This is a genomic window from Nocardioides zhouii (assembly GCF_004137345.1).
Classification (GTDB): domain Bacteria; phylum Actinomycetota; class Actinomycetes; order Propionibacteriales; family Nocardioidaceae; genus Nocardioides; species Nocardioides zhouii.
On the sequence record NZ_SDWV01000032.1, the window covers coordinates 15,176 to 34,403 of the forward strand.

Below are 19,228 nucleotides of genomic sequence, written 5' to 3' on the forward strand. Positions count from 1 at the left end.
CCTGAGTTGGTCACCGTTTCGTCACGGCGTCCGGTCCCGGCTCGTTGAGGCGGTGGATCGTGGCCAGCTCCTCGGCGGTGAACTCCCCCGAACCCTCGAGCACCTGCTGGAGCACGGCCGACTTCCCGGCGATGTAGGTGTCGATGTCCATCTCCGGGTCCGCCGCGAGGGCGAGCTTCACCGAGGCGTACGCGTCGCGCAGGTCGTCGTGGGTGCGCAGGGTGTCGCGGACCGCGAGGTGGTTGCGGACGTTCGTCGTGCCCGCGGTGCAGACGTAGACGTGGCGCCGCGGGTCACCCGGCGCGAAGAACGCCTCGCGGCCGGTCACGCCGAGGTCGCCGCGGTGGACGTACGCGACGGACTCCAGGGCGGTGATCGCGGCGGGCACGTCGTCACCGTCGACGATCACGTCGATGTCGAGGATCGGCTTGGCGGCCAGGCCCGGGACCGACGTGGAGCCGACGTGCTCGACGGCGGCCGACTCGATGCCTGCCAGTGCCTCGCGCAGCACAGCCGCGACCTCGTCGAACTGCTCGGCCCAGTGGGGCGACCAGTCGACGACCTCGACCGTGCTCACTGGTCGGCGGAGTCGTCGCCGGGCTCGACCGGCTCCACCGGCGGGATGTCCGCGGGCCGGGGGCCGGTGTAGTCGACGCCGTACGCCCCGGGCGCGGGCCGACGCGTCTTGCGCGGCGGCTTCTCCCCCGGCGCCATCCGGCGCGCGGTGACGAGGAACGCGGTGTGGCCGATCATCTTGTGACCGGGCCGGACGGCCAGGCCCTCCACGTGCCAGTCGCGGACGAGCGTCTCCCACGGTTGGGGCTCGGTGAAGCCGCCGTGGACGCGCAGGGTCTCGACCACCCGCGAGAGCTGGGTGGTCGTCGCGACGTACGCGCAGACGATGCCGCCCGGCACGAGGGCCTCGGCGACCGCGTCGACGCAGTTCCACGGGTCGAGCATGTCGAGGATGATCCGGTCGACCTGCCGAGCACCGAGGTCCGGCAGGCCCTCCTTGAGGTCGCCGAGGCGCAGGTCCCAAGCCGGGTGGCTGGCGCCCTCGGGGGCGGCGAAGAACTGGTTGACGTTGCGGCGCGCGACATCGGCGAACTCCTCACGCAGCTCGTACGAGGTGACCTTCCCCCAGGGCCCGACGGCCCGCAGCAGCGAGCAGGTCAGCGCACCCGAACCGGCGCCCGCCTCGACGACCCGCGCACCGGGGTAGATGTCGGCCAGCGCGACGATCTGCGCTGCGTCCTTGGGGTAGACGACCGCGGCACCGCGCGGCATCGACACGACGAACTCGTTGAGCAACGGGCGGAAGACCAGGTACTGGCCGGCCGCAGATGAGGTCAGCGTGAAGCCCTCGTCGCGGCCGATCATGTCGTCGTGGTCGAGGTGGCCCTTGTTGGAGAAGAAGCGCTTGCCCGCCACCAGCTCGAAGTTGTGCTTGCGGCCCTTCTGGTCGACCAGCCGGACCCACTCGCCCTCGCGCAGCGGGCCGCGGTGGACGCCGGACCAGGCCTCGGGGGGAACGTCGGGAGAGGGCTCGGACATGCCGCGAAGACTAGTGGGCAAGCCGCCGATCCACTCAGCCGACGACGTCGCCGGGGTCAGCGCGACGCGTTCTCGCGGAACGCCCGGTCGACGTCAGCGGTGGCGAGCACGCCGTAGATCCGGCCGTCCGCCTCGACCAACAGGTACTCCTCCGCGGGCCGCCGGCTGATCGCGAGGACGAGGTCCTCCCCCGCGACGGTCGCGGGCAGGGTCAGCCCCTCCTCCAGCGCCCGCGCGACGGTGGAGACCGGCACCCAGGGGCGACGCTCCTCCGGCATCGCCGCCACGGCTGCCTCGCTGACGATGCCGAGCGGGGTGCCGTCGGGCGACACGGTCACGATGCTGCCGGCCTGCGCCTCCTGCGCCCGCCGTACGGCCTCGCCCAGGGGCAGGTCGGACTGGACGGTGAGCGTACGCCGGGCGAGCGGGCGGGCGACCAGCGCCGGGAGCCGCTCACGCAGCTTGGCGTGCGCCATCGCGGCGGTCGCGCCGGTCCACAGGAAGAGGCCGAGGATGAAGACCAGGACGATGTCCATCAGCGTCGGCTCCACGCCGGTGAGCGGCTCCTGCACGATCGGCCAGGCCAGCAGGGCGAGAGCGGCGATGCGCCCGCCCCACCCGGCCACGATGGTCGCCCGGTGCTGGTTGCCCGAGGCGCCCCAGACGACCGCCTTGAGCACCCGACCGCCGTCGAGCGGCAGGCCGGGCACGAGGTTGAGCACGCCGATGACGAGGTTGGCCCCGGCGAGCCCCTCGATCGCAACCCGGATCAGGCCCGCCGGCACGACGAACCAGAGACCGAGCGCCGCGACTCCGACCGCGATCGAGGTCAGCGGACCCACGACGGCGATCCAGAACTCGTGGCGTGGACGGCGCGACTGGCCGTCGATCTCGGTCATCCCGCCGAGGAAGTGGAGCGTGATGGAGTTGACGCCGTAGCCCAGACGCTGGGCGGTGACGGCGTGCGAGGCCTCGTGGAGCAGCACCGAGAGGTAGAGCACGACGGCGAAGACGAAGCCGGCGACGTACTTCCAGAAGCCCAGGCCGGGCTCGACCTGCTCGATGCGCGGGGCGAAGGTCAGGGAGATGAGGAGGGCCACGATGAACCACGAACTGGTGATCAGGACGTCGATTCCCGCGATCGAACCGATCCGCAGGGTGCCCGGCGGTCGCGGTGACGGCGCCCTGCGTCGCTCGCCGGAGGCTGGACCACTGGGTTTGGACACGACCCGAGCCTAGCCAACGACTCCGACACGGCCCTGCTCGCCGGGGGGCTGTCGTACGCCTCGCCTATCGTGAGCCGCCTCATGTCGATCCCTGCGGCACCCCCGTCTGCCGAGTCCCCCGCCGAGCGGGTCTCGACGCCGGTCGACGGCGTCGACGTACTCGGCGCGATCTCGCCGAGCCGCGCGGGCGACTTCATGGCCTGCCCCCTGATGTACCGGTTCCGCACGATCGACCGGCTCCCGGAGGTGCCATCGCCCGACGCGCTGCGCGGCACCCTGGTCCACAAGGTGCTCGAGGACCTCTTCGACCTCCCGGCACTCGACCGCACGCCCGAGCGGGCCGGCGGCATGCTCGAGCCGACGTGGCAGGCGCTGCTCGAGGCGGAGCCCGGGCTCGACGCGATGTTCGGCGAGGCCGGCCCCGACTTCGCTGCCTGGTTGCTGTCGGCCCGTACGGTCCTCGACCGCTACTTCGACCTCGAGGACCCGCGGCGACTCGAGCCGGCCGACCGCGAGCTCTACGTCGAGGCGCTCCTCGACTCCAAGCTCCTCCTGCGCGGCTTCGTCGACCGGATCGACGTGGCGCCGGACGGCCGGATCAGGCTGGTCGACTACAAGAGCGGCCGGTCGCCGGGGGTCGGCTACGAGGCCAAGGCGCTCTTCCAGATGCGGTTCTACGCGCTCGTCGTCTGGCGGCTGCGCGGCATCGTGCCCTCGGTCCTCCAGCTGATCTACCTCGGCAACGGCGAGATCCTGCGTTACGAGCCCGACGAGGACGACCTCCGCGCCACCGAGCGCAAGGTCGAGGCGGTCTGGGCCGCGATCAGGCTCGCCCAGGAGTCGGGCGACTGGCAGCCGAGCCCGTCGCGCCTGTGCGACTGGTGCAGCTTCCACGAGTTCTGCCCGACCAAGGGCGGCACGATCCCGCCGCTGCCGGAACGTCCGGTCGTGGTCGCCGACGTCTCGACCGACGAGTCGGAGGACTGACCGCCCGAGCGGTGGTCCAACCACACTCGGCGGCTCGCGAATGTCGCTCGGCCACCGCTCGCGGGTGCGTCGTACGCCGACACGCCGCTGGGCGGTGGTCCAGCCACACTCCGCGGCTCGCGCACGTGGCTCGACCACCGCTCACCCCGCAGTGACCCGGACTGACCCCGAGGGAGCGGTGAGGCAGGCGGATTCCGAGGGATGAAAAGCCGCCTCACACACCGCCGGCCCGCGCGTCGTACGCCGACACGCGCGCGGGCGGTGAGCCAGGCGGATTCCGAGCGTCGAGAAGCCGCCTCACGCACCGCTCACCACACCGAGCTAGAAGGCGTCGCCGGCCTGCATCTGGTGCGGCGGCTCGGTGACGTCGGGAACACCGAAGCCGGATCCGCCCTGGTCCACGAGCGTCGGCGCCACCTCGTGCTGCTGGATCTCGCCCGCCGCGATCTGCTCGGCCCAGTGGCAGGCCACCCGGTGGCTGGCCGATGCTCCCTCGACCTCGACGACCCGCAGCTGCGGCCGCTCGGTGTCGCAGAGAGTCTCCTGGCGCCACGGGCACCGGGTGTGGAAGCGGCACCCGGTCGGCGGGTTGGCCGGCGACGGCAGGTCGCCGGTCAGCAGGATCTGTTCGCGCGTGTCCTCCACCTGCGGGTCCGGCACGGGCACCGCGGACATGAGGGCTCGGGTGTACGGGTGGAGCGGCACGTCGTACAGCTCGGCGCCGTCGGACTCCTCCACCAGCCCGCCGAGGTACATCACGCCGATCCGGTCGCTGATGTGGCGAACGACCGCGAGGTCGTGGGCGACGACGAGGTAGGTCAGGCCGAGCTCGTCCTGCAGGTCCTGGAGCAGGTTGATCACCTGCGCCTGGATCGACACGTCGAGGGCGCTCACCGGCTCGTCGGCGACGATCAGGTCGGGGCCGACCGACAGCGCCCGCGCGATGCCGACCCGCTGGCGCTGGCCGCCGGAGAACTCGTGGGGGTACTTGCTGAGGGCGGCGACCGGCAGGCCGACGGCCGACATCAGCTCGCGGAGCCGGGCGCGGGTCTTCGCCTTGTCGGTGTCCATCCCGTGGGCGCGCAGCCCCTCGACCAGCAGGGACTCGACCGTCTGCCGCGGGTCGAGGCTGGAGAGCGGGTCCTGGAACACCATCTGGAACCGCTTGCGCTCGCGGCGCAGCTCCTCACCCTTGAGCGAGGCGATGTCGACGCCGTCGAAGACGATCGAACCGGCCGTGGGCGGCTCGAGGTTGAGGATCGCCTTGCCGAGGGTGGACTTGCCGCACCCCGACTCCCCCACCAGGCCGTACGTCTCGCCGCGGCGGATGCTGAGGTCGACTCCGTCGACGGCCAGCACGTGCCCGACGGTGCGGTCGAAGACGATGCCGCTCTTGATCGGGAAGTGGACCTCGAGGCCCCTGACCTCGACCAGGATGTCGGCGCTCTCGCTCATCGGGGCCCTCCCATCGGGTTGAAGCACCGGAAGCCGACGACCTCGTCGCCGTCCCACTGCGGCGTCTCCTGCGTGCAGGGGGCAATGGCGTTGGAGCACCGCGGCGCGAACGCACACGCGGAGGTCCACGGCAGGTTGTCGGCCACCGACCCCGGCACCGGCGACAGCTTCTCGCCGCGCACGGCGTCGAGCCGCGGGATCGAGTTGAGCAGGCCGACCGTGTACGGGTGGCGCGGGTTCTTGAACAGGCCGTGCCGGCCGCCTCGCTCGACGACCTTGCCGCCGTAGAGCACGTTGACCTCGTCGCAGAGCCCGGCCACGACGCCAAGGTCGTGGGTGATCATCACCAGCGCCGTGCCGGTGTCGACGACGAGCTCCTTGAGGAGCGCGAGGATCTGCGCCTGGATGGTGACGTCGAGCGCGGTCGTGGGCTCGTCGGCGATCAGCAAGCGAGGGTTGCAGGCCAGCGCCATCGCGATCAGCGCGCGCTGCCGCATGCCGCCGCTGAGCTGGTGGGGATAGTTGGCGAGCCGCGCCTTCGGGTCGGGGATTCCGACCCGCTCGAGCAGGTCGGCGGCCTTGGGCGTCGCCTCCTTGCGGCTGAGGCCTTGGTGGCGCTCCATCACCTCGGTGACCTGGCGCCCGATCGTGACGACCGGATTGAGCGACGACAGCGGGTCCTGGAAGATCATCGCGATGTCCGAGCCCCGCCGATCGCGCATGGCCGAGCGGGACAGCGTGAGCAGGTCCTCGCCGTCGAACACGGCCGTGCCCTCGACGTGGTTGCCGCGGTCGGGCAGCAGGCCCATGATCGCGAGCGACGTCACGGACTTGCCGCAGCCGGACTCCCCGACGAGACCGACGGTCTGCCCCGGGCGTACGTCGAAGCTGACGCCGTCGACCGCGTGGAAGGCCTCCTCGCCGTGGCGCTGGAACGTCACGCGCAGGTCGCGTACGGAGAGCAGCGGCTCGGCCGAGCCGCCGCCGAACTGGCTGGGCCGGTGGGTCTGCTGGGTCATCGCGGTCACCTCCTCGACTTCGGGTCGAGGGCCTCGCGCAGCGACTCGCCCATGAGCGTGAAGCCGAGGGCCACGACGATGATGCAGCCGGCCGGGTAGAAGGCCAGGTGCGGTGCCTCGGAGATGTAGCGCTGGGCCAGGCCGAGCATCTGCCCCCACTCGGGTTGTCTCTGATCGGGGTTGCCGAGCCCCAGGAAGGAGAGGGCGGCAGCGTCGATGATCGCGACTGCCAGCGAGAGCGTCGCCTGCACGATGACCGGTCCCATCGCGTTGGGCAGCATGTGCCGGAACACGATGGCCCACGGGCGGACCCCCAGGGAGCGTGCCGCGAGCACGTGGTCGCTCGAGCGCTGCGCAAGCATCGCTCCCCGCAGCAGGCGCGCGAAGATCGGCACCTGCACGATGGCGATCGCGATGATCAGCGTCCACTGGCTCGGCTCCCGCGCGAGCGAGGCGACCGTGAAGGCCAGCAGCAGCGACGGAACGGACAGCAGCACGTCGACGATGCGCATCACCAGCGAGTCGACCCAGCCGCCGAGCGCGCCGGCGATCGTGCCCAGCGTCAGTCCGCCCAGGAGGCCGAACAGCGTCGCGAAGACACCCACCACCAGGGTCTGCCGACTGCCGACCAGGAGCCGCGAGAAGAGGTCGCGACCCCGGTCGTCACCGCCGAGCAGATGCCCCGGCTCGGGGCCGGGCACGGGGTTGGTCTGCGGGCGCACCTTGTCGAGGAGCGGGCTCGCGGTGACGTCCCACGGCGCGATCCACGGCGCGATCGCCGCCAGCACGACGAACGCCACCGTGATGGCGAGGCCGACGAGGAAGATCGGGTTGCGCCGCAGCCGCTTCCAGGCGCTGCGGATCAGCGAGATGCCGGGCTCCTCGTCGATCGACGCGGCGGCCAGCGCGTCGATGCGGTCCTTGCGCCGCTGGCCGTACGACGTCCGGCGCGTGGGCTCGTCCGTCTGGTCGATCTTGTCCACGCGGCTCACCTCGTCCTGATCCGGGGGTCGATGACCGCGTACGCGATGTCCACCAGCAGGTTGACCAGGACGTAGATCACCGCGGCCGCCAGGATCAGCACCTGGAGCACCGGGTAGTCCTTCTCGCGGAAGGCGGTGGCGAGCGCGTCACCGACCCCGCGGAATGAGAAGACCGACTCCGTCAGCACCGCGCCCGCGAGCAGACCGCCGACCTGGAGACCGATCGTCGTCGTCACGGGAAGCATCGCGTTGCGCAGCACGTGGCGACCGCGGATCACCCGCGAGGTCAGGCCCTTGGCCTCGGCGGTGCGGACGTAGTCCTCGTCGAGCACGTCGAGGACCGACGCGCGGGTGATGCGGAAGATCACCGCGAAGGGGATCGTGGCCAGCGCCACCGAGGGCAGGATGAGGTGCTTGAGTGCGTCCCACGAGGCGTCCCACTCGCGGGTGAGGATGCCGTCGAGGACGAACATCCCCGTCACGCGGGTCGCGTCGACGCCGGTGCTCTGCCGCCCGGACACCGGCAGCAGGTTCCACTCGACGGCGAAGGAGTACTTGAGCAGGAAGGCCGTGAAGAACACCGGCACCGCCACGCCGACCAGCGAGAAGATGACCGCACCCGTGTCGACGTACGACCCCTGGCGGCGGGCGGCGATGTAGCCCAGCGGGATGCCGAGCGCGATCGCGAGCAGCATCGCCAGGAAGGACAGCTCGATCGTCGCGGGCAGGCGGCTCAGGAAGACGTCGAGGGCGTCCTCGCCGGGCAGGACCTTGGTGGAGACGCCGAAGTTGCCGTGGACCGCGCGCTCCATGAACTTGGCGTACTGCACGGGCAACGGCTGGTCGAGCCCGAGGGCGGCCTCCAGGGCGGCCCGGCGCTCGGGGGTCTGACGCTCCCCCAGCATGGCCGACACCGGCCCGCCGGGCAGCGATCGCAGCCACCCGAAGACGAGCATGGACAGCACGACCACGACCACACACATCTGAAGCAATCGTCGTACGACGAAGCGGATCAACGCATCTCCTCACACGCTGCGCGGTCCGGGGGCCGCCGCTGGGACGGCCCCCGGACTCACGCAGATCGGTCTGTCACCGGTGGGTGGGAGTCACTCCCCGCCGACAGTCACGGTGTCGAACTCCTCGGCCGTCAGCGGGCTGGGCACCACGCCGTCGACACCCGGGCCGACCACCAGCGCGGGCGGCGAGTGGCTGATCGGGAGACCCGGGAGGTACTCGTCCATGATCTGCTGGTTGAGCGTCTCGAAGGCGGCACCCCGCTCGGCGTCGTCGACGACGGCGTCCGCGGCCCTGAGGTCGTCGGCGAGCGTCTTGCCCCACGGGTAGGCCTCGGTGCCGAAGTCGTTCTCCTTGAGGTTGCCGAAGAACGTGCCGATGAAGTTGAACGGCGAGTCGTAGTCACCGGTCCAGCCGAGGATGTACGCGTCGTACTTGCCGGCCGTCACGTTGTCGAGGTAGCCGCCGTTCCAGGAGGCCGTCTTGACGTTGACCGTGATGCCGACGGCCTCGAGGTCGGTGCGCAGCGCCTCGTAGATCTTCTCCGGGTCCGGCATGTACGGCCGGCTGACCTCGGTCGGGTACGCGAACGTGAGCTCCAGGTCCTCGGCACCGGCCTCGGCCAGGAGTCGCTTGGCCTCGTCGGGGTCGTAGGCGTAGGGCTCGATGGTCGTGTTGTAACCGCTGACCGTGTCGGGCATGAACTGCGTCGCCACGGCGGCACCCTCGGGCAGCTGCGTCGAGACGAGCTGGTCGCGGTTGAGCGCGTGGTAGAGCGCCTTGCGGACGTTGAGGTCCTTGAGCGCCGGGTTGGCCTCCGGGTTCAGGCCGAGGTAGAGGATGTTGAACGGGTCGCGCACCTCGACGCTGTTGCCGTCGCTCTCCAGCCCGGCCCAGTCGACCGGGTTGGGCAGGTCGTAGCCGTTGATGCTGCCGGCCTCGAGCTCCTGGCGCCGCGTGCTCTCGTCGGGGATGACCCGGAAGACGAGCTCGCTCGTCTGGGCAGCGTCACCCCAGTAGTCGTCGTTGCGCGCGAGCGTGATCGTGCCGTTGGCCTCGTCGTACTCACCGAACGTGAACGGGCCGGTGCCGACGGGCGCGTCGGCGTACGCCGGGAAGCTGAAGCCCTCGCCCTCGGCGGCGATGCCGTTGGCGTCACCCTCCTCGAGCGCCTTGGGCGACTGCATCGACAGCGACTCGAGGGAGAGCATCGTCGGGAAGCCGGACGTGGGGCCGCTGATCGAGATGACGGCCTCGAACTCACCGGCCGCCTCGCAGCCCTGGTAGAGCGAGTTCTCGGCGTCGTTGGAGAACGCGCCCATGACGTAGCCCCAGTACTCACCGGCGGTCTGGCCGGCCTCGTTCTGGTCGAACATCCGGTCGAAGTTGTAGCAGACGGCCTCGGCGTTGAACGCCTCTCCGTCGTGGAAGGTCACGTCGTCGCGCAGCGTGAAGGTCCACTCGGTGCCGTCGTCGTTGGGCGTCCACTCGGTGGCCAGCTCCGGCACGACCTCGGCGGTGCCGGGCTTGATGCCGACCAGGCCCTCGAACATCTGGCGGGTGACCCGGAAGGTCTCGCCGTCGGTGGCGTAGAAGGGGTCGAACATCTCGGGGGCACCTGCGGCACCGAAGATGAACGTGCCGTCGTCACTGCCTCCCCCGCCGTCGCCGTCACCGTCGTCGCGCTGGCTGTCGGCACAGCTCGCCAAGGTGGCGGCTGCCAGAACTGCCGCGGTGAGTGTGGCCGGGTTGCGTCTCAAAGACATCCGAGGTCCTTCCGAAAGGTGGTGCGATCGGGTTGTTCCCGCACCCTAGACCGCTCGATGTGACCCGGGCCACCGCGACATGGTCACGGTCGCATCACGTGTTCGGCCCTGCTCAGCGTGCGGTGTACGCCTCCACGAGACGCGACAGACCTGCCGCGTCGAGCCCACTGAGGGTGTCGGCGAACACCCGCCCCTCGCCCTCGAGGATCGGCACGTGGTGGGGCACGCAGAGCACCGTGCACCCGGCCGCGACGGCCGACTTGGCCCCGGTGTTGGAGTCCTCGATGGCCACGCACTCCTCCGGCGCCAGCCCCAGCTCGGCGGCCGCGGTGAGGTAGGGCTCGGGGTGGGGCTTGCCGAACTCGACCCGGTCGCCGGTGACGATGCTGGCGAAGATCCCCGCGGGCAACCGCTCCAGGATCGGGTCGACGAAGCGCTGCCACGACATCGTGACCAGGGCGCACGGGATGCCCTCGGCGTGCAGGTCGGCGAGCAGCTCGCGGGCGCCCGGACGCCACGGCACCTCGACCTCCACCCGCGCCACCACGCCGTCGAGCAGCTCGTCCACGATCTGCTGCGGGGTGCGGTCGATGCCCATGTGGACCCGGATGTAGTCGCCGGAGTCGAGGAGCGCGCTGCCGACGAGGTTCATCGCGTGCTCGTGGGACCAGGTGCCGCCGTACTTCTCGGCCAGCGCGTACTCGGTGTCGATCCAGTACGGCTCGGTGTCGACGAGGGTCCCGTCCATGTCGAAGAGGACAGCCTTCACGTTTCTCAGTCCTCCGGGTCGTAGCCGAGGTTGGGCGAGAGCCACCGCTCGGCCTCGGTGAGGGTCCAGCCCTTGCGCTCGGCGTAGTCGGCCACCTGGTCGCGGTTGAGGCGGCCCACCACGAAGTACTGCGCCTGCGGGTGGGAGTAGTAGAAGCCGCTGACCGACGCGCCCGGCCACATCGCCATCGACTCGGTGAGCTGGATGCCGGTGTGCGTCTCGACGTCGAGCAGCTCCCACAGCGTCTGCTTCTCGGTGTGCTCGGGACAGGCGGGATAGCCCGGGGCGGGGCGGATGCCGTCGTACTGCTCCTTGATGAGCCCGACGTTGTCGAGGTGCTCGTCGGGCGCGTAGCCCCACAGCTCCTTGCGTACGCGCTCGTGGAGCCGCTCGGCGAAGGCCTCGGCCAGCCGGTCGGCGAGCGACTCGAGCAGGATCGCGTTGTAGTCGTCGAGCTCCTCGCGGAAGGCGGCCACCCGCTCCGTCACACCGTCGCCGGCGGTCACGGCGAACGCGCCCACGTGGTCGCGGAGGCCGGAGTCCTTGGGTGCGACGTAGTCGGCCAGCGACCGGTTGGGTACGCCGTCGCGGTGCTTGCCCTGCTGGCGCAGGTGGCGGAGCGTGGCGTGCACCTCGCTCCGGTCGTCACCGAGGTAGAGCTCGACGTCGTCGCCGGTGGAGGCCGCCGGGAAGAAGCCGACGACGCCGTGGGCGCGGATCCACTTCTCCTCGATCATCGTGTCGAGCATCTCCTGCGCGTCGTCGTAGAGCTTGCGGGCGGCAGGTCCCGAGCTGGGGTTGTTGAGGATGTCGGGGAACGCGCCCTTCATCTCCCAGGCGTTGAAGAAGGGCTGCCAGTCGATGTAGCGGCGCAGCACCGACAGGTCCTGGTCGCGCAGCACGCGGACGTTCTGGGTCACGCGGGTGCCGATGATCGTCGAGACGGAGCGGTCCTGCTGGAGGAGCATGTGCGGCTTGCGCGGCCGGTGGTCGGTCCAGTCGATCGGGGTCGCGTTGGCGCGCGCCTGCTCGAGGGTCACCATGGGCCGGTCGTTCTTGGCCGCGTGGCGGGTGCGGAGCGAGTCGAAGTCGGCCTGCACGTCTGCCATCAGCTTGGCGCGGCCGGTCTCGTGGAGCAGGGCAGCGGCGGTGGGCACGGAGCGGGAGGCGTCCTTCACCCAGACGACCGGTCCGTCGTACTTGGGGTCGACCTTGACCGCGGTGTGCGCGCGCGACGTGGTGGCACCGCCGATGAGCAGCGGGATCTCGAGGCCCTGGCGCTGCATCTCCGAGGCGAAGTTGACCATCTCGTCGAGCGACGGCGTGATCAGGCCGGACAGGCCGATGATGTCGGCCCCCACCTCGGCAGCCGTGTCGAGGATCTTCTGCGCCGGGACCATCACGCCGAGGTCGATGACCTCGTAGTTGTTGCACTGCAGGACGACGCCGACGATGTTCTTGCCGATGTCGTGGACGTCGCCCTTGACCGTCGCCATGACGATCGTGCCGTTGGTGTCCTTGGCGGTGGCGAGCTCGGGGTTGTCCAGCTTCTCCTGCTCGATGAAGGGGATGAGGTAGGCGACGGCCTTCTTCATCACGCGGGCGCTCTTGACCACCTGCGGGAGGAACATCTTGCCGGCGCCGAACAGGTCGCCGACGACGTTCATCCCGTCCATCAACGGGCCCTCGATGACCTCGATGGGGCGACCGCCGCGATCGGCGATCTCCTGGCGCAGGATCTCGGTGTCGGACTCGACGTGCGCATCGATGCCCTTGACCAGGGCGTGCGTGATCCGCTCGCCGATGGGCAGCGCCCGCCACTCGTCCTCGGTGACCTCGACGTCGGTCGCGGCGACGTTGTAGCGCTCGGCGATCTCGAGCAGCCGCTCGGCGGCGTCGGGGCGCGTGTTGAGGACGACGTCCTCGATGCGCTGGCGCAGGTCGGCGTCGACCTCGTCGTAGACCACCAGGGCGCCGGCGTTCACGATGCCCATGTCGAGGCCGGCCCGGATGGCGTGGAAGAGGAAGACGGCGTGGATCGCCTCGCGTACGGGGTTGTTGCCGCGGAAGGAGAAGGAGACGTTGGAGATGCCGCCGCTGACCTTGGCGCCGGGCAGGTTCGCCTTGATCCAGCGCGTCGCCTCGATGAAGTCCTGGCCGTAGGTCGCGTGCTCCTCGATGCCGGTCGCGACGGCGAACACGTTGGGGTCGAAGATGATGTCCTCGGGCGGGAAGCGGACCTCGTCGACCAGGATCCGGTAGGCCCGCTCGCAGATCGCCTTGCGACGCTCGAGGTTGTCGGCCTGGCCGTCCTCGTCGAACGCCATCACCACTACCGCGGCGCCGTACTTGCGGCAGAGGCGGGCGTGGTCGCGGAACGCGTCCTCACCCTCCTTCATCGAGATGGAGTTGACGATCGCCTTGCCCTGCACGCACTTGAGGCCGGCCTCGATCACCTCCCACTTCGAGGAGTCGACCATCACCGGGACGCGGCTGATGTCGGGCTCGGCGGCGATCAGCTTGAGGAAGCGGTCCATCGCGGCGACGCCGTCGATCATCCCCTCGTCCATGTTGACGTCGATGACCTGCGCGCCGGACTCGACCTGCTGGGCCGCGACGGCCAGGGCGGCGTCGTAGTCGCCGTCCTTGATGAGCTTGCGGAAGCGGGCGGAGCCGGTGATGTTGGTGCGCTCGCCGACGTTGACGAAGAGGCTCTCCTCGGTGATCGTCAGCGGCTCGAGGCCGGACAGCCGCATGACCGGCTGGTGGGCCACCTGCTCGCGCCGCGCCTTGCCGTCGACGGCCTGGGCGATCGCCTCGATGTGCTCGGGCGTGGTGCCGCAGCAACCGCCGACGAGGTTGAGGAAGCCGGCGTCGGCGAACTCGGACAGGACCGCAGCCGTCTGGTCCGGGGTCTCGTCGTACTCGCCGAACGCGTTGGGCAGGCCGGCGTTGGGATAGACGGAGACGAACGAGTCGGCGAGCCGGGAGAGCTCGGCGACGTACGGGCGCATGTCGCGCGCGCCCAGGGCGCAGTTGAGGCCGACCGCGAGCGGCCGGGCGTGGCGTACGGAGTCCCAGAACGCCTCGGTGACCTGGCCGGAGAGCGTACGACCGGATGCGTCGGTGATCGTCCCGGAGATGATCACCGGCCAGCGGCGCTCCTGCTCCTCGAAGAGCGTCTCGACCGCGAAGATCGCGGCCTTGGCGTTGAGGGTGTCGAAGATCGTCTCGATCATCAGCAGGTCGGCGCCACCGTCGACCAGGCCGCGCGCGGCGATCAGGTAGGCGTCGGCGAGCTGGTCGAACGAGACGTTGCGGGCGCCGGGGTCGTTGACGTCCGGGGAGATGGAGGCGGTGCGGGTGGTCGGGCCGAGCGCGCCGGCGACCCAGCGCGGCCGGTCGTCGGTGGCAACGGCGTCGGCCGCCGCGCGAGCGAGGCGAGCGGACTCGTAGTTGAGCTCGTAGGCGAGCTCCTCGAGGCCGTAGTCGGCCAGCGAGATCGCGGTGGCGTTGAACGTGTTGGTCTCGATGATGTCCGCGCCGGCCCGGAGGTACTCCTCGTGGATCGTGCGGATGATCTGCGGCTGCGTGATCGTCAGCAGGTCGTTGTTGCCCACCAGGTCGCTGGGGTGGTCGGCGAAGCGCTCCCCGCGATATCCGGCCTCGTCGGGGCGGTCACGCTGGATGGCCGTGCCCATCGCACCGTCGAGCACCATGATCCGCTCGCCCAGGATCTCCGTGAGGGCGTCGGTGGCGTCCGGGCGGTGCTGCGGCTTCACGAGTGGCCTTCCTGTTGCCGGCGGAGAGCCAGCCTAGGAACGGTGTCCGACACGCGGACCGGATTCCCACATGGTGGCACCCGCCGACACCCCCCACGAAATCACGACGGATCGCTGGGAGATGAGCCCTAGGGTGGAGTGGTGATCGAGTTCGACGACCTGCAGGACCTGGTCTCCCCCGTGGTGATCGCCGCCTTCGAGGGGTGGAACGACGCCGCGGACGCGGCCTCCGGCCTCGTCGACCACCTGATGGAGGAGTGGAAGGCCGAGGTGATCGGTGCCATCGACCCGGAGGAGTTCTACGACTTCCAGGTCAACCGGCCGATCATCAGCACCGACGTCAACGGTCACCGCCGCCTCGCCTGGCCCACCACCCGGATCGCGGTGGCGCGCCCCGCCGAGCTCGACCGCGACATCATCCTGGTCCGCGGGATCGAGCCGAGCATGAAGTGGCGCCAGTTCTGCGCCGAGCTGCTCGCCGCCTGCGACGACCTGGGTGCTGAGCTGGTGATCACTCTCGGGGCGCTCCTGGCCGACACCCCGCACACCCGACCCATCCCGGTCACCGGGACGGCCACCGAGCCGGAGCTCGTCGACCGACTCGACCTCGAGCAGTCGACGTACGAGGGGCCGACCGGCATCGTCGGCGTCTTCAACGACGCGTGCACCCAGCTCGACATCCCGGCGGTGTCCTACTGGGCCGCGGTCCCCCACTACGTCGCCCAGCCGCCGTGCCCCAAGGCCACGCTCGCGCTGCTCGGCCAGCTCGAGGAGCTGCTCCAGGCGCCGATGCCGCTGGGTGACCTGGTCGAGGACGCCAAGGCCTGGGAGCGCGGCGTCGACGAGCTGGCTGCCGAGGACGAGGACGTCGCCGACTACGTCCGTGCGCTCGAGGAGACCCGCGACACCGCCGACCTCCCCGAGGCCAGCGGCGAGGCGATCGCGCGGGAGTTCGAGCGCTACCTCAAGCGCCGCGACACCGACTGAGGGCGTCCCCACGACCCGTCCAGATCGTGACTCGAGCGGACATATGGCCGCTCAACGCCCGCCATGGCGTGCGTCTGGCGTCCATATCTGTCGACCAGTCCGCGACGGCGTCCAGGTCGTCACTCGAGCGGACATATGGCCGCTCGAGTCCGACGATGGACACGAGGGAGACGGCAGGCGTACGTCAGAGCGCGAGGCCGAGGGCGGCGTCGAGGAGGCGGTGGATGGTCGCTGCCGCCTCGTGGTCGGAGGTGTCGGCGAGGCCTGTGGTGCCGAGGGTGGCGTCGACCCACTCCTGGACGGCGGCGACCGCGGTCGGGGCGTCGAGGTCGTCGGCCAGGGCGGTGAGCACCCGCTCGACGACCGGGGCGGAGTCGGCGCCGTAGCCGAGGGCGAGCGCCCGGCGCCAGTCGGCGAGGGTGTCGACGGCGGCCCAGAGCTGGTCGTCGGTCCACTCCCAGTCGCTGCGGTAGTGGTGGCGCAGGAGCACCAGCCGGATGGCCATCGGGTCGACCTCGCTCATCCGCAGCGCGGAGACGAAGACGAGGTTGCCCTTGGACTTCGACATCTTCTCGCCGTCGTAGGCCACCATCCCGGCGTGAGCGTAGATGCCGGCGAACTGTTCGCCGGGGTGGGCGACCTGGCCGTGGCCGGCGGACATCTCGTGGTGCGGGAAGACGAGGTCGCTGCCGCCTCCTTGTACGTCGAACGACGTGCCGAGGTGGTCGAGGGCGATGGCGGTGCACTCGATGTGCCAGCCCGGCCGGCCCGCACCAAAGGGGCTCTCCCAGGAGGGCTCGCCCGGACGCTCGGCGCGCCACAGCAGGCAGTCGAGCGGGTCCTTCTTGCCGACGCGGTCGGGGTCTCCCCCACGCTCGCCGAAGATCCCCAGCATCGCCTCGCGGTCGAGCCCGGACACCGAGCCGAACGCGTCGTCGGCGGTCACCGAGAAGTAGAGGTCGTCCTCGACCTTGTAGACGGCACCGGCACCGTCGAGGCGCTGGATCAGCTCGATGACCTGCGGGATCGACTCGACGGCGCCGATGTAGTGCGCGGGCGGCAGCACCCGCAGCGCCTCCATGTCGTCGCGGAAGAGCTGCGTCTCGCGCTCGGCGAGCTCGACCCAGTCGACCTTGACCTTGGTCGCCCGCTCGAGCAGGGGGTCGTCGACGTCGGTGACGTTCTGGACGTAGGTCACGTCGTGGCCGGCGTTGTGCCAGGCCCGGTGGAGCAGGTCGAAGCCGACGTACGTCGCCGCGTGGCCGATGTGCGTCGCGTCGTACGGCGTGATGCCGCAGACGTACATCCGCGCCGGACCCTCGGGCCGTGTCTCGACGACCTGGCCGCTCGCGGTGTCGTGGACCCGGACCACCGGGCCCGTCACGGGCAGTCGGGGAACGTCGGGCGACGACCAGGAACGCATGGTGCGCAGCCTATCGGCCGCGCGGAAGCCCCTGATGGGGGAGATCTCGATACGGCCTTGCGCGGGCTCGTCCCTCGCCCGCGGGCCTACTCGATCCGGCCCGGCCCACGCCGCCGGCTCGTTCCTCGCCGGCGACTGCCGGTCTCAGAACGGCGGCCAGGGGATGACGGGGTACGCCGACGAGGCGGGCGCCGGGAAGACCCCGCGGTCCAGCAGCCGACGAAGCCGCCGAGCGGTGACCGCCAGCTCGTCGCTCGCCAGCAGGCCGGCGAGGGTGGTGCCGAGTTTGCCGTCGAGGGCGGAGGCCAGGCGGCGCAGCCCTTCGGCCTCGTCGTCGGAGACCGGCTCGCCCACGAAGCCCCAGAGCACCGTGCGCAGCTTGTTCTCGACGTGGAAGGTCAGGCCGTGGTCGACGCCGTGGCGGTGGCCGTCGGCCATCGGGAGGACGTGGCCGCCCTTGCGGTCGGCGTTGTTGACCACGACGTCGAAGAGCGCCATCCGGCGCAGCTCGGCGGAGTCCTCGTGCACCAGCGAGACGGGCTGGTCGTGGGCGTCGAGGCCGTCGAAGACGTGGCGGAACCCCTCGGGCGTGTCCCCCTCGCCGACGATGTCGACGGGCGCCTGGTCCTCGACCTCGTCGCGCCACAGCTGGACCATGCCTTCGCCGTGCGGCCCTTCGCGGAGGACGGTCGGCGGGACGATGTCCCAGCCGAGCGCCTCCGACACGGCGTACGCCGCCACCTCGCGCGCGGCCAGGGTGCCGTCGGGGAAGTCCCAGAGCGGGCGCTCGCCGGCGATCGGCTTGTAGACCACGCGCACGCCATCGATCTCACCGACGAAGGTCGCGTTGGACGCGGGCAGGACCCGGCCGTGGAGGGTCAGCTCGCCGGTCGGGAAGTCGCGCGGGAGCATGCGATCAGGGGTCACGACGCCGGAAGCCGTTGGACCGTACGCACAGGTGGCCGTCGGGGTCGACGGGCTCGCCGCAGAAGGGGCAGTCGGGGCGGCCGGCACCCACCACGCTGCGCGAGCGTTCGACGAAGGACCGCGCCGCGGCCGCGGTGAGCCGGACCAGCAGGATCTCGTCCGGCTCCGGCTCGAGCAGGTCCTCCAGGTCCTCCTGGAGCTGCTCGGGCGAGACGACGGCGGCCTCGGTGAACGGGAAGACCTCGATCACGATGCGCTCGTCGTCGCCGTCCCACGACAGCGTCATCGTGCCGGCGCGGAACTCCTCCTGGATCGGCTGCTCGAGGGGCCGGCCGTCGACCATGTCGCGCGGCGTGATCGCCGGGATCAGCACCTCGTCGCCGGCCGCGCTCATCAGCTCGTCGAGCAGCTCGTCGATGCGCTCGGCGAGAGCAGCGACCTGCTGCTTCTCGAGCGAGACGCTGACCACCCGCGCCCCCTCGCGCGCCTGGAGGAAGAAGGTGCGCGAGCCGGGCTCGCCAACGGTGCCGGCGACGAAGCGCTCGGGCGGGTCGAAGCGGTGCACGACAGGCATGCCACTCACCCTAGGACGTGCCTGTCTAGGCCTGCTGAGGGGTCTCGGGGCCTGATCCCCCGCCGACTGCGGCGTCGGTGCGGGTGGAGCGCGACGAGCGGCGCCGCGTCTTGGCGGGCGCGTTGAGCCAGGACAGGTCGCCGCCGTGGGTGTTGGTGCCGAGGACGAACGGGCGCGTGTCGGTGTAGCTCACGATCGACACCGAGGCCGGGTCGACGTGGATCCGCTGGAAGAGGTCCAGGTGCGTTCCGAGGGCGTCGGCGAGGATCGACTTGATCACGTCGCCGTGGCTCACCGCGAGCCAGACCGCGTCCTCGCCGTGCTCCGCGCCGACCCGCGCGCCGTGCCGCCGGATCGCGGCGACCGCGCGGTCCTGCATGGCCCGCATCGACTCGCCACCCGGGAAGGTTGCCGCCGACGGCTGGGCCTGCACGGTCTTCCAGAGCTTCTCCTTGGAGAGGTCCTTCAACGGCCGGCCCTGCCAGTCGCCGTAGTCGCACTCGGACAGCTGCTTGTCGGTGCTCGCGCGCAGCGGCGCGGCCTGTCGACCGGTGATCTCCTTGCTCGTCTCGCGGCACCGCTCCAGCGGGCTGGTGACGGCAGCAGCGAGGCGTACGCCCGCCAGTCGCTCGCCGACGGCGGCGGCCTGCTTCACGCCGACGTCGTCGAGGTGCACCCCCGGCGTACGCCCGGCGAGCACGCCGGCGGTGTTGGCGGTCGATCGGCCGTGTCGGACGAGGATGACGGTGGGCACGATCCCGA

Annotated in this window: 16 protein-coding genes; 2 read left to right on the forward strand and 14 right to left on the reverse strand. The window is 70.8% G+C overall.

The annotated features are described in order from the left end of the window. Nucleotides 1-10: 10 nt before the first annotated feature. Genes EUA94_RS21030 through EUA94_RS21040 form a run of 3 tightly spaced genes read right to left on the reverse strand, consistent with a single transcriptional unit; the run spans nt 11 to nt 2,780 of the window. Complete coding sequence (locus EUA94_RS21030) at nt 11-577, reverse strand: GrpB family protein (RefSeq protein ID WP_129428878.1); 567 nt, start codon at nt 575-577, stop codon at nt 11-13. Continuing rightward, nucleotides 574-1,554: a tRNA (adenine-N1)-methyltransferase gene (locus EUA94_RS21035; protein WP_129428879.1), complete on the reverse strand. Its 981-nt coding sequence runs from the start codon at nt 1,552-1,554 to the stop codon at nt 574-576. Before EUA94_RS21035 ends, EUA94_RS21030 begins: the two co-directional genes overlap by 4 nt. A 56-nt stretch (nt 1,555-1,610) precedes the next feature. Then, entirely contained in the window at nt 1,611-2,780 is a 1,170-nt protein-coding gene (locus EUA94_RS21040) for a site-2 protease family protein (protein WP_242495103.1), read from the reverse strand. A gap of 81 nt (nt 2,781-2,861) precedes the next feature. Here EUA94_RS21040 and EUA94_RS21045 point away from each other — a divergent pair, with 81 nt between their 5' ends. Beyond that, nucleotides 2,862-3,767 (forward strand): RecB family exonuclease, encoded by a 906-nt coding sequence (locus EUA94_RS21045; protein ID WP_129428880.1) that lies wholly within the window; start codon nt 2,862-2,864, stop codon nt 3,765-3,767. A gap of 321 nt (nt 3,768-4,088) precedes the next feature. Here the strand turns inward: EUA94_RS21045 and EUA94_RS21050 are convergent, their stop codons facing one another. From EUA94_RS21050 to metH, 7 genes are all read right to left on the reverse strand, one after another. Further along, nucleotides 4,089-5,222, reverse strand: coding sequence for an ABC transporter ATP-binding protein (locus EUA94_RS21050; protein WP_129428881.1), 1,134 nt, complete (start codon nt 5,220-5,222; stop codon nt 4,089-4,091). Next, a complete protein-coding gene (locus EUA94_RS21055; RefSeq protein ID WP_129428882.1) occupies nt 5,219-6,241 on the reverse strand; it encodes an ABC transporter ATP-binding protein in 1,023 nt (340 codons plus the stop codon). Before EUA94_RS21055 ends, EUA94_RS21050 begins: the two co-directional genes overlap by 4 nt. A 5-nt stretch (nt 6,242-6,246) precedes the next feature. Next, nucleotides 6,247-7,224: an ABC transporter permease gene (locus EUA94_RS21060; protein WP_242495105.1), complete on the reverse strand. Its 978-nt coding sequence runs from the start codon at nt 7,222-7,224 to the stop codon at nt 6,247-6,249. Between the two features lie 5 nt (nt 7,225-7,229). After that, complete coding sequence (locus EUA94_RS21065; RefSeq protein WP_129428883.1) at nt 7,230-8,240, reverse strand: ABC transporter permease; 1,011 nt, start codon at nt 8,238-8,240, stop codon at nt 7,230-7,232. Nucleotides 8,241-8,330: 90 nt separating this feature from the next. Continuing rightward, nucleotides 8,331-10,004, reverse strand: a complete 1,674-nt coding sequence (locus EUA94_RS21070) for an ABC transporter substrate-binding protein (RefSeq protein ID WP_129428884.1) — start codon at nt 10,002-10,004, stop codon at nt 8,331-8,333. A 112-nt stretch (nt 10,005-10,116) separates the two neighbouring features. Further along, nucleotides 10,117-10,773 (reverse strand): HAD family hydrolase, encoded by a 657-nt coding sequence (locus EUA94_RS21075; protein ID WP_242495107.1) that lies wholly within the window; start codon nt 10,771-10,773, stop codon nt 10,117-10,119. 5 nt (nt 10,774-10,778) lie between these two features. Further along, entirely contained in the window at nt 10,779-14,492 is a 3,714-nt protein-coding gene (gene metH / locus EUA94_RS21080; RefSeq protein WP_207210695.1) for a methionine synthase, read from the reverse strand. Between the two features lie 204 nt (nt 14,493-14,696). Between metH and EUA94_RS21085 the strand changes: the two genes are divergently transcribed. Continuing rightward, nucleotides 14,697-15,542: a PAC2 family protein gene (locus tag EUA94_RS21085; RefSeq protein WP_129428886.1), complete on the forward strand. Its 846-nt coding sequence runs from the start codon at nt 14,697-14,699 to the stop codon at nt 15,540-15,542. A gap of 184 nt (nt 15,543-15,726) precedes the next feature. On the opposite strand, the gene mshC is transcribed toward EUA94_RS21085, so the two are convergent. The 4 genes from mshC to EUA94_RS21105 all read right to left on the reverse strand — a co-directional run bounded on the left by mshC (nt 15,727) and on the right by EUA94_RS21105 (nt 19,220). Next, a complete protein-coding gene (gene mshC / locus EUA94_RS21090; protein WP_129428887.1) occupies nt 15,727-16,965 on the reverse strand; it encodes a cysteine--1-D-myo-inosityl 2-amino-2-deoxy-alpha-D-glucopyranoside ligase in 1,239 nt (412 codons plus the stop codon). Between the two features lie 144 nt (nt 16,966-17,109). Further along, nucleotides 17,110-17,892, reverse strand: coding sequence for an SCO1664 family protein (locus tag EUA94_RS21095; protein ID WP_340640876.1), 783 nt, complete (start codon nt 17,890-17,892; stop codon nt 17,110-17,112). Next, nucleotides 17,882-18,466 carry a DUF3090 domain-containing protein gene (locus EUA94_RS21100; protein ID WP_129428888.1) on the reverse strand — a complete coding sequence of 195 codons (585 nt, stop codon included), beginning with the start codon at nt 18,464-18,466 and terminating at the stop codon, nt 17,882-17,884. The genes EUA94_RS21095 and EUA94_RS21100 overlap by 11 nt, the downstream gene beginning before the upstream one ends. Before the next feature lie 25 nt (nt 18,467-18,491). Continuing rightward, on the reverse strand, nt 18,492-19,220 hold the full coding sequence (locus EUA94_RS21105; RefSeq protein ID WP_129428889.1) for a histidine phosphatase family protein: 729 nt from the start codon (nt 19,218-19,220) through the stop codon (nt 18,492-18,494). Nucleotides 19,221-19,228 lie beyond the last annotated feature (8 nt).

Excerpts from the sequence above, each read along its gene's own strand:
- EUA94_RS21035 (WP_129428879.1), bottom strand. The coding sequence starts at position 1,554 with ATGTCCGAGCCCTCTCCCGACGTTCCCCCCGAGGCCTGGTCCGGCGTC.
- EUA94_RS21045 (WP_129428880.1), top strand. The coding sequence starts at position 2,862 with ATGTCGATCCCTGCGGCACCCCCGTCTGCCGAGTCCCCCGCCGAGCGG.
- EUA94_RS21050 (WP_129428881.1), bottom strand. The coding sequence starts at position 5,222 with ATGAGCGAGAGCGCCGACATCCTGGTCGAGGTCAGGGGCCTCGAGGTC.
- EUA94_RS21055 (WP_129428882.1), bottom strand. The coding sequence starts at position 6,241 with ATGACCCAGCAGACCCACCGGCCCAGCCAGTTCGGCGGCGGCTCGGCC.
- EUA94_RS21070 (WP_129428884.1), bottom strand. The coding sequence starts at position 10,004 with ATGTCTTTGAGACGCAACCCGGCCACACTCACCGCGGCAGTTCTGGCA.
- metH (WP_207210695.1), bottom strand. The coding sequence starts at position 14,492 with ATGGTGCTCGACGGTGCGATGGGCACGGCCATCCAGCGTGACCGCCCC.
- mshC (WP_129428887.1), bottom strand. The coding sequence starts at position 16,965 with ATGCGTTCCTGGTCGTCGCCCGACGTTCCCCGACTGCCCGTGACGGGC.
- EUA94_RS21100 (WP_129428888.1), bottom strand. The coding sequence starts at position 18,466 with ATGCCTGTCGTGCACCGCTTCGACCCGCCCGAGCGCTTCGTCGCCGGC.